Origin of the sequence: Phenylobacterium sp. (assembly GCF_030697305.1) — a bacterium.
Lineage (GTDB): Bacteria > Pseudomonadota > Alphaproteobacteria > Caulobacterales > Caulobacteraceae > Phenylobacterium.
In genome coordinates this window covers 52037-61300 of sequence record NZ_JAUYQL010000010.1, presented here as the reverse complement: position 1 = coordinate 61300, position 9264 = coordinate 52037, and the positions used below count along the sequence as shown (strand labels likewise).

Here is a 9264-nt window from a genome sequence, read left to right as displayed (position 1 = left end):
AGGATGTCCTCGGCCGCGATGGTCTCGCGGCGGATGCGGCTCTCGGCGAAGGCCAGATCCTCGGGGATCGCCGGGTCCAGGTGGTGGCAGACCATCAGCATGTCGAGATGCTCGTCCAGGGTGTTCACCGTGAACGGCCGGGTCGGGTTGGTCGACGAGGGGATGACGTTGGGCAGGCCGCAGACGCGGATGATGTCCGGCGCATGCCCGCCGCCGGCGCCTTCGGTGTGATAGGCGTGGATGGTCCGCCCTGCGATCGCCTTGATGGTGTCCTCGACAAAGCCGGTCTCGTTCAGGGTGTCGGTGTGGATCATCACCTGGATGTCGTAGGCGTCGCCCACCGACAGACAGCAGTCGATGGCGGCCAGGGTCGATCCCCAGTCCTCGTGCAGCTTCAGCGCCGCGGCCCCGGCTCGGATCTGTTCGACCAGGGCCTCGGGGCGGCTGGCGTTGCCCTTGCCCGCGAAGGCCAGGTTCACCGGCAGGCCCTCGGCGGCCAGCAGCATCTGCTCGATGTGCCAGGGTCCGGGCGTGCAGGTGGTGGCGTTGGTGCCGGTGGCCGGCCCCGTGCCGCCGCCGACCATGGTGGTGATACCGCCGCACAGCGCCTCTTCCACCTGCTGCGGACAGATGAAGTGGATGTGGCTGTCGACGCCTCCGGCAGTGATGATCTTGCCCTCGCCGGCGATGATCTCGGTCCCCGGGCCGATGGGGATGTCGACGCCGGGCTGGACGTCGGGATTGCCGGCTTTGCCGATGGCGTGGATGCGCCCGCCCTTGATGCCGATGTCGGCCTTCACGATGCCCCAGTAGTCGATGATCACCGCGTTGGTGATCACCGTGTCGACGGCGCCTTGCGCGCGGGTCATCTGGCCCTGGCCCATGCCGTCGCGGATCACCTTGCCGCCGCCGAACTTGACCTCCTCGCCATAGATCGTCGCGTCGCGCTCGATCTCGATGATCAGCTCGGTGTCGGCCAACCTCATGCGGTCGCCGGTGGTCGGGCCGAACATGTCGGCGTAGGCCGCGCGGCCGATGCGATACGGCATGGTCTCAGCCCTTTCCGTCCAAGGGACCCATGACCTCGCCACGGAAGCCGACCACACGGCGCTCCCCGCGGTACGGCACCAGCCAGGCCTCGCGCGTCTGGCCAGGTTCGAAGCGCAGGGCCGAGCCCGCGGGGATGTCCAGCCGGCGGCCATAGGCGAGCGTGCGATCGAAGATCAGCGACGGGTTGGCCTCGGCGAAATGATAGTGGCTGCCGACCTGCACCGGCCGGTCGCCGCTGTTCGACACCTGCACGCTGACCGCGTCGAGGCCGGCGTTCAGCTCGATCTCGCCCACGGCGGGGAACAGTTCTCCGGGGATCATGCGCTCACCGGATCGGGTCGTGGACGCTGACGAGCTTGGTGCCGTCCGGGAACGTCGCCTCGACCTGGATGTCGAGGATCATCTCCGGCACGCCTTCCATCACCTGCTCGCGGCTGAGCACGCGGGCGCCGGCCTCCATCAGGTCGGCGACGCTGCGCCCGTCGCGCGCACCCTCCATGACGAAGTCGGAGATCAGTGCGATCGCCTCGGGATAGTTGAGCCGCACGCGGCGTTCCAGCCGGCGGCGCGCGACCATGGCCGCCACGGCGACCAGCAGCTTGTCCTTTTCGCGGGGACTGAGATTCAACGCACTCTCCTCGTCAACACGTCCACACCCTGGGCGCGGCCCGCCCGTCGCGCAGCACCGCAAGAGCGGCCGTCAGATCGGCGCGCAGCCGCTGGCCGTCTGGGGCCAGGAAGCGCGCCACCAGCATGCCGTTCCAGGCGCTGGCGGCGGCACGACCGGCGGCGTTCGCGAACACCTCGCGCAACGCTGTCAGGTACCGGCCGGCCTGCGCCGAAACATGGATCAGCACCGCCACGGCCCGCGCGCCGGCGCCGATGCTGGCCCGCATCATCAGGGGGTCGATCGGGCCTTCCAGGCGCTGGGCGTCGGCATAGATCAGCCGCCCGTCGCGCCAGATCCGCCAACTGTCGGCCAGCAGGCCTTCGCGCACCGTCTCGCCCATGGCGGCGCGCCCCAGCACCACCGCCTCGACGCCGTGGAAGCTCGCGTCGCCGGTCATCCGCACCTCGGTGCGGCGCACCAGCCGCGCACGGTCGAACAGGATGGTCTCCTGCGGCAGCCACTCGGCGCGCGCGCGGCCTGCCAATTCGAGCCGCGTATCGATCACCGAGCTCGGGCCCAGGCTGCGATAGACCTTCTCCGCCGCCTGGGCCGCCACCACGCCGTGCGCGCCCGCCCCCCATGAGATGTGTTGATGCAGCCGGTCGCCCCCGGCCACCCCGCCGCCTGTGTTGATCAGCACCACGCTCGCCATCTCGCCGGCGGCGGCGCGAGGCGAACGCGCCCGCAGACAGCCGGCCTGGTAGGATTGCGCGAGGTACGTGCGGCCCGCACGCGTGGCGAAGCCCAGTCGCAACTCGCCGCGCAGGCCGCTCTCGCGCATCGATGTCGAAGGCGCCGATCCGCTGCGGTCGCTCACCAGGCGCAGCGCCCCAGACGCACGATCCACCGTCACTCGAATTCTCCTGCGCCTTACGCCGGCAGTTCGCAGCAAGCCGACGCCCGATCCGAGGGGGCGTTTGACGTATTGACCAAAACGCAGCCTCCAACAGGGCCACCGATCGCGCCTGGCGCATGGTGCAGCTACGTCAAACGCCCCATTCCGCCGCTCCCGGAGTGCCCGCAACCATCGGGACGTCGCGACGGACGGGCCTGGTTCCCGCCTCCCCTTGTCGGCCCAGGTTCGCCCGCCGCGACGACAGCAAGGAGAACGGGGATAATGAAAATCAGAACATGGATCAGCGCGGCTCCGGCCGTGCTGCTGGTCGCGTCCGCAGGCCTCGCGCATGCCGAGGTCAAGACGTCCGCCAGCATCGGCGCCTACAGCGACTACCGCCTGCGCGGCATGTCGCTCAGCGACAAGACGGCGGTCATGCAAGGCAGCATCGAAGCCAGCGTGCCGCTCAGCGACAACGTCAGCATCTTCGCCGGCCTCTGGGGTTCGAGCCTGGACAAGGAAGCCGGCGCGGGCGCTCTCGAGGCCGACCTGTACGGCGGCGTCGCGGTGACCACCGGCGACCTAAGCTGGAAGGCCACCTACCTGCGCATCGTCTTCCCTGACGACTCGCCGGCGGACATCGATTTCGACCAGTACGCCGCGTCGGTGAGCTTCCCGCTCGGCCCGGTGGGCGGAACGCTGGGGGTCGTCCACGACGAGTACAACGGCGGCACCCAGTCGACCTATGTCTACGGCAGCGGTTCCTATACCGTGCCCGACACCCCGTTGTCGCTGAAGGCAACCCTCGGCTACGAGGACGGCGACCCGTTCGACGGCAAATGGAACTGGGGCCTCGGCGTCGGCTACACCTACAAGGCGGTCACCTTCGGTCTCGAATACATCGACACCGACACCCAGACCATCGCCGCCACCGGCAAAGACCTTACCGACTCCACGGTCGTGGTTTCCCTGACGTCGTCGTTCTGATGTCCGCAGACGCGTCGTGAGGGAAGTGGCCGCGGTCCGTACTCGGAGGTCGGACCGCGGCCCGGCTCTTTTCGTCGCCCTACGGCCAGTTCGGACGCCGGCTACGTCAAACACCCCATACCCGCGCTTGTTGCAGCGCAGCAGATTGGCTCTCGGGGGCCGGGCTTCCCGATCGAGATGCGCCCCGAGGCCGAACCAACTCAACGGGATACGGTGATGATCAAAAGAATAAACAGGACGATCGCAGTCCTCCTCATGGCCGGTACGGCCCTGACGGCCTGCTCCAAAGCCGAGGAGAAGACCGCAACCGCGGCCGGCGGCGACGCCGTCAAGGTCGGCGTACTGCAGTCGCTCAGCGGCACGATGGCGATCAGCGAGGTGACGGTTAAGAACGCCTCGATGCTGGCCATCGACGAGATCAACGCGGCCGGCGGCGTGCTCGGCAAGCAGATCGAGGCGGTGGTCGAGGACGGCGCTTCCGACCCGGCGATCTTCGCCCAGAAGGCCACCAAGCTGGTGGAGTCCGACAAGGTCGCCACCGTCTTCGGCGGCTGGACCTCGGCCAGCCGCAAGGCGATGCTGCCGGTGTTCGAGAAGTCCAAGAACCTGCTCTGGTATCCGGTGCAGTTCGAGGGCAACGAGTGCTCGCCGAACATCATGTACTCCGGCGCTCAGCCCAACCAGCAGGCCCTGCCGGCCTACGACTGGGCCAAGAGCAAGGGTTACAAGACCTTCTTCCTCGTTGGTTCCGATTACGTCTATCCGCGTACCGCCAACCTGATCCTGGCCAAGCACATCACGGCCGACGGCCTGAAGGTGGCGGGTGAAGAATACCAGGCGCTGGGCGGCACCGAGTTCTCGGGCGTCATCGCCAAGATCAAGGCCGCCAAGCCAGACCTGATCTTCAACACCCTGAACGGTGACTCCAACGTCGCCTTCTTCAAGCAGATGGCCGCCGCCGGCATGAGCCCGGACAAGATCCCGGTGATGTCGTTCTCGATCGGCGAACAGGAAGCCAAGGCCATGGGGCCTGAGCTGGTGAAGGGCTCCTATGCGGCCTGGAACTACTTCCAGACCCTCGAAAATCCCGAAAACGCCAAGTTCATCGCCGCCTACAAGGCGAAGTTCGGGGCCGACGCGGTGATGACCGACCCGATGATCCACGGCTACCTGGACGTCTACGCCTGGAAGGCGGCTGTCGAGAAAGCCGGCGACTTCGACCCGGCGAAGGTGCGCGCCGCGGCCGTGGCCATGGACCCGATCCCCTCGCCCCTCGGCCCGGTCAAGTTCGCGACCAACAACAGCCTGACGCAGACCGGCTACATCGGCGAAGCCGACGCGGCCGGCCAGTTCAAGATCCTTTGGACCTCGACCGCGCCGATCGCTCCGGATCCATATGATCCGGTCGCCTTCCCCGGCAAGACCTGCGTCATCGGCTAGTCCTCGCTTAAACCCAGCGCCTTCCGGACAGTAATCATGGATATCGGCTTCCTCATCGGCCAGATCTTCAACGGCCTGAGTGTCGGCTCCATCTACATCCTGGCGGCGCTGGGCCTGGCCCTCAGCTTCGGTCTGATGCGGGTCATCAACATGGCCCACGGCGAGATCGTGATGTTCGGCGGCTATGTCGCCTACCTCACGATCAAAGTCGTTCCCGGGCCCCTCGGAATTCCGGCCGCCATGCTGGCGGCCCTGGTGGTCGGCGGCGTCCTGGGCGCCGTGCTGGAGACCACCATCGTCCGCCGCCTGGCGGAGCGACCTCTTGAAACCCTGCTCGCAACCTGGGGCGTCAGCCTCATCGCCCAGCAGGCGGCGCGCGACCTGTTCGGCGCCACGGGCGTTTCGGTGACCGCACCGCCGTGGATGGCCGGCGCCATCGACATCGGCGGCCAGTCCATGCCGGTCACCCGCCTGTTCATCATGCTCGTCGCAGGCCTGGCGCTCGGCGCGCTCGCACTGCTGCTCACCAAGACCCGGATCGGGCTGCTGGTGCGCGCCGCCAATCAAGACCGCGCCACGGCGGCGGCGATCGGCGTCAATGTGCGCCACGTCGACATGTTCGTCTTCGCTCTGGGCTCGGGCGTCGCGGGCCTGGCGGGCGTGATCCTCGCCCTGCTGGGCCCGGTGACGCCTACCGTCGGGCAAAGCTACATCGTCACCGCCTTCCTGGTGGTCATCCTGGGCGGCCTCGGCAGCATCGCCGGCACGGCGATCGCGGCCATCCTGATCGGCCTGGTTTCCGCCCTGGCCCAGATCTTCGTCGACGTCAGCTTCTCCACCGTCATCACCCTGCTGTTCGTCATCCTGTTCCTGCAGTTCCGCCCCCAAGGCGTCGTCGCGGTGCGCTCCCGCGCACTGGACGACTAGCGAGTTCCCCATGTCGTCCTCCATGCTCATCAAGGCCGTGGGCGCCGCCCTCCTGGTGCTCCTGGCCGCCGCGGCGCCGGCCTACCTCTCCAGCTATGACCTCAGCCTGACGGGCCGCTTTCTGGCCTTGTCGCTGACCGCCATGGGGCTGGTGCTGATCTGGGGCCAGGGCGGCATCCTCAGCCTCGGCCAGGGCGTGTTCTTCGGGCTAGGCGGCTATGTGCTGGCCATGCATCTGAAGCTCGTCGGCCTCGAGACCGGCGAGGTCATGCCCGACTTCATGGTCTGGTCCGGCGTCAAGGCCCTGCCCTGGTGGTGGGAGGTGTTCCGCAATCCACTGGTGATGATCCTGGGCGTCCTGATCGTGCCGGCGCTGGTCGCGGCGGCTTTCGGCTGGCTGGTGTTCCGCCGGCGTATCGGCGGGGTGTATTTCGCGCTGATCACCCAGGCGCTGGCGCTGGCCTTCGCCACCCTGCTGATCAGCCAGCAGGCGATGACCGGCGGCTTCAACGGCCTGACCAACTACAAGACGTTGTTCGGCTTCAATCTGAACGACGAGACGGTCAGCCACGGCCTCTACTGGGCGACGCTGGCCATCGTGGTGGTCGCGCTGATCTGCGGCACGCTGCTGCTCAACTCGAGCTTCGGCAAGATCCTGCGGGCCACGCGCGATAACACCAACAGGGTGCGGTTCCTGGGCTATGACCCGACCCCCTACAAGATCGTCACCTTCAGCGTGGCGGCGATGTTCGCCGGGCTTTCGGGCGCGCTGTTCGCCCTGCATGCGGGTGTGATCTCGCCGGCGCTGATCGGCGTGGTGCCGTCCATCGAGATGGTCATCTGGGCCGCGGTCGGCGGGCGCACCAGCCTGATCGGCGCGGTCGCCGGAGCGCTGCTGGTCAACTTCGCCAAGGACAAGATCTCCACCGAGCTGCCGGCCTTCTGGCTCTACATGCTGGGCGGCATGTTCATCCTCGTGGTCACCGTGCTGCCCAAGGGCCTGGCCGGCATGTTCCCCGAAGGCGGCTTCAAACTGCCCGCGCTGTCCGGGCGCGCGGCGAAGGCGGTGTCATGATCCCGATCGTCGAAGCCCCGCCGCTGCTGCGGATCGAGAATGTCACCGTCGACTTCGATGGGTTCAAGGCGCTCAACAGCCTCGACCTGACCATCCGCGCCGGCAGCATGACCGTGGTCATCGGTCCGAACGGCGCCGGCAAGTCGACCATGTGCGACGCGGTCATCGGTCGCGTGCGGCCGACCGCAGGGCGGGTGCTGTTCCGCGGTGAGGACATCTCCAAGATGGCCGAGGACCGCATCGTCGGGCGCGGCATCTGCCGCAAGTTCCAGACGCCTGGCGTGCTTGTCGGCCTCAGCGTGTTCGACAACCTGGTGGTGGCCGCAACGCAAGACCGACGCTGGTGGCGCAGCCTGGTGCTCGCGGCGCCGAAGGCCGCCCGCGACAAGGCCGAGGAGGTCATCGCCATGGTCGGACTTGAGGAGCGGCGCGACACCCTGGCCGGCGAACTGTCGCACGGCGAAAAGCAGTGGCTGGAGATCGGCATGGTGGTCGCCACCGACGCCGAGCTGCTGTTGCTGGATGAGCCCACCGCCGGCATGGGCGCGGCGGAATCCACCCGCACCGCCGAGATCGTCCGCAGCCTGGTGGGCCGTCACGCGGTGCTGGTCATCGACCACGACATCGATTTCGTCGAGCAACTGGGCGGGCACGTGGCCGTGCTCCATCAGGGCTCGCTGTTCAAGGAAGGCTCGCTCGCCGAAGTGCGCAGCGATCCCGACGTGGCCTCGATCTACCTGGGACGGCCCAAGACATGAGCGACCTGCTGAACCTGCGCGCCATTGACACCGCCTATGGCAAGAGCCAGGTGCTGTGGAACGTGGCCCTGGACCTGAAGGCCGGTTCGTCCGGCGCGATCCTGGGGCGCAACGGCGTCGGCAAGACGACCCTGCTGAAGGCCATCGTCGGCCAGCTTCGGCTCACCAAGGGCCAGATCTTCCTGAACAGCGAGGATCTCACGGGCCTCGCGGCGCACGAGCGCGCGCGGGCCGGCATCGGCTTCGTGCCGCAGGGCCGGCATGTGTTTCCGCATCTGACCGTCGAAGAGAACCTGAGCGTCGGCCTGTCGGCGCTGGCCGGACGCAAGGACAAACCGGACAAGGTCGTCCCCGACTACATCTTCGACCTGTTCCCCAAGTTGAAGGACATCTCCCAGCGCAAGGCCGGCGTGCTCAGCGGCGGCGAACAGCAGCAGTTGGCCATCGGCCGCGCCCTGGCCGGGCGCCCGCAACTGTTGCTGCTGGACGAACCCACCGAGGGCATCCAGCCCAACATCGTTCAGCAGATCGAGCAGGCGCTCGCCACCATCCGGCGTGAGCTGGGCGTGGCCATCCTGATCGTCGAACAGAACCTGGACTTCGCCTGGGCCTTCGCCGAGCACTACTTCGTCATGCAGCGCGGGAGGCTGGTGCGCGAGGGGCGGACCGCCGACGAGACCCCCGCCGACGTCGCCCATCTGATCCACGTCTGATGCGGTTCAGCGGCCGCTGAACACCGCCTTGCGCTTTTCCAGGAAAGCCGCGACCCCTTCACGGGCGTCGTCGCTGACGCCGACACGGCGCACTTCCTGGCTCTCCAGCTTCAGGCCCGCCTCCTCGACCGTCGAGCCGGAGGCCTCCACACAATGGCGGATGCCGTCGATGGCCACCGGGCTGAACTGGGTGATGGTGCGCGCGTAGTCGAGCGCCTGGTCGACCAGCGGCGTGGCGGCGTCGGCGATCTTGTTGACCAGACCCCAAGCCAAGCCCTCTTCGGCGCCGATCGGCCGGCCGCTGAGCATCAGGTCCAGCGCTCGCGCGCGCCCCACCAGGGCGGGCAGGAACTGCGTCCCGCCATAGGCCGGCAGCACCCCCAGCTTCACCTCTGGCAGCGACAGCCGCACGTGCGGCGCAGCGATGCGGAAGGTGCAAGCCATGGCGATCTCCAGCCCGCCGCCGTAGGCCAGGCCGTTGATCGCCGCAACGCTGATCAGCTTCGAGCGGGACAGGCGCACCAGTAGCGCGCGAACCCGATCGCCCTTGGCGAAGCTGGCGTCGCGGGTCATCGCCGCCGATTCCGCAAGGTCGGTGCCGGCGCAGAACGCCTTGTCGCCCTCGCCGGTGAGGATCAGCAGCCGCGCGCCGCGCGCCTCCAGCGCATTCATGCACGCCTCAAGGCCGTTCCAGATCTCCAGCGTGCCGGCGTTCAGCTTCTGCGGCCGCGTGAGGGTGAACACCGCTCCATCAGCGAGTTCGTCGATCCTGTAGTCCATCTGGGCACCCTCTCGACGTTCGGTCCGTC

At 67.8% G+C, this 9264-nt stretch carries 11 protein-coding genes; 6 read left to right on the top strand and 5 right to left on the bottom strand.

Annotated elements, in window-relative coordinates; translation table 11 throughout:
• The 4 genes from Q8R27_RS01220 to Q8R27_RS01205 form a co-directional block, all read right to left on the bottom strand.
• Window positions 1-1049 (bottom strand): urease subunit alpha (locus Q8R27_RS01220; RefSeq protein ID WP_305697292.1); only part of this gene is annotated, 1049 nt, incomplete at its 3' end.
• A 4-nt stretch (window positions 1050-1053) separates the two neighbouring features.
• A complete protein-coding gene (locus Q8R27_RS01215) occupies window positions 1054-1371 on the bottom strand; it encodes an urease subunit beta (protein ID WP_305697291.1) in 318 nt (105 codons plus the stop codon).
• A gap of 4 nt (window positions 1372-1375) precedes the next feature.
• Window positions 1376-1678 (bottom strand): urease subunit gamma, encoded by a 303-nt coding sequence (locus Q8R27_RS01210; protein WP_305697290.1) that lies wholly within the window; start codon window positions 1676-1678, stop codon window positions 1376-1378.
• Between the two features lie 13 nt (window positions 1679-1691).
• A complete protein-coding gene (locus Q8R27_RS01205) occupies window positions 1692-2573 on the bottom strand; it encodes an urease accessory protein UreD (RefSeq protein ID WP_305697289.1) in 882 nt (293 codons plus the stop codon).
• Window positions 2574-2837: 264 nt separating this feature from the next.
• Between Q8R27_RS01205 and Q8R27_RS01200 the strand changes: the two genes are divergently transcribed.
• The 6 genes from Q8R27_RS01200 (at window position 2838) to urtE (ending at window position 8455) form a co-directional block, all read left to right on the top strand.
• Window positions 2838-3542, top strand: a complete 705-nt coding sequence (locus tag Q8R27_RS01200; protein WP_305697288.1) for a TorF family putative porin — start codon at window positions 2838-2840, stop codon at window positions 3540-3542.
• Between the two features lie 255 nt (window positions 3543-3797).
• Window positions 3798-4982, top strand: coding sequence for an urea ABC transporter substrate-binding protein (urtA, locus tag Q8R27_RS01195; protein ID WP_305697287.1), 1185 nt, complete (start codon window positions 3798-3800; stop codon window positions 4980-4982).
• A 36-nt stretch (window positions 4983-5018) separates the two neighbouring features.
• Window positions 5019-5909, top strand: coding sequence for an urea ABC transporter permease subunit UrtB (gene urtB / locus Q8R27_RS01190; protein ID WP_305597484.1), 891 nt, complete (start codon window positions 5019-5021; stop codon window positions 5907-5909).
• Window positions 5910-5919: 10 nt separating this feature from the next.
• Complete coding sequence (urtC, locus tag Q8R27_RS01185; protein ID WP_305697286.1) at window positions 5920-6984, top strand: urea ABC transporter permease subunit UrtC; 1065 nt, start codon at window positions 5920-5922, stop codon at window positions 6982-6984.
• Window positions 6981-7742, top strand: a complete 762-nt coding sequence (gene urtD, locus Q8R27_RS01180; protein ID WP_305597482.1) for an urea ABC transporter ATP-binding protein UrtD — start codon at window positions 6981-6983, stop codon at window positions 7740-7742. The genes urtC and urtD overlap by 4 nt, the downstream gene beginning before the upstream one ends.
• Window positions 7739-8455 carry an urea ABC transporter ATP-binding subunit UrtE gene (gene urtE, locus Q8R27_RS01175; RefSeq protein WP_305697285.1) on the top strand — a complete coding sequence of 239 codons (717 nt, stop codon included), beginning with the start codon at window positions 7739-7741 and terminating at the stop codon, window positions 8453-8455. Before urtD ends, urtE begins: the two co-directional genes overlap by 4 nt.
• 6 nt (window positions 8456-8461) lie before the next feature.
• On the opposite strand, the gene Q8R27_RS01170 is transcribed toward urtE, so the two are convergent.
• Window positions 8462-9235, bottom strand: coding sequence for an enoyl-CoA hydratase/isomerase family protein (locus Q8R27_RS01170; RefSeq protein ID WP_305697284.1), 774 nt, complete (start codon window positions 9233-9235; stop codon window positions 8462-8464).
• Window positions 9236-9264 lie beyond the last annotated feature (29 nt).

Bases quoted from the DNA above. Each gene is read 5' to 3' on its own strand.
- Q8R27_RS01215 (WP_305697291.1), bottom strand. From the start codon at position 1,371: ATGATCCCCGGAGAACTGTTCCCCGCCGTGGGCGAGATCGAGCTGAAC.
- Q8R27_RS01200 (WP_305697288.1), top strand. From the start codon at position 2,838: ATGAAAATCAGAACATGGATCAGCGCGGCTCCGGCCGTGCTGCTGGTC.
- urtA (WP_305697287.1), top strand. From the start codon at position 3,798: ATGGCCGGTACGGCCCTGACGGCCTGCTCCAAAGCCGAGGAGAAGACC.
- urtB (WP_305597484.1), top strand. From the start codon at position 5,019: ATGGATATCGGCTTCCTCATCGGCCAGATCTTCAACGGCCTGAGTGTC.
- urtC (WP_305697286.1), top strand. From the start codon at position 5,920: ATGTCGTCCTCCATGCTCATCAAGGCCGTGGGCGCCGCCCTCCTGGTG.
- urtD (WP_305597482.1), top strand. From the start codon at position 6,981: ATGATCCCGATCGTCGAAGCCCCGCCGCTGCTGCGGATCGAGAATGTC.
- urtE (WP_305697285.1), top strand. From the start codon at position 7,739: ATGAGCGACCTGCTGAACCTGCGCGCCATTGACACCGCCTATGGCAAG.
- Q8R27_RS01170 (WP_305697284.1), bottom strand. From the start codon at position 9,235: ATGGACTACAGGATCGACGAACTCGCTGATGGAGCGGTGTTCACCCTC.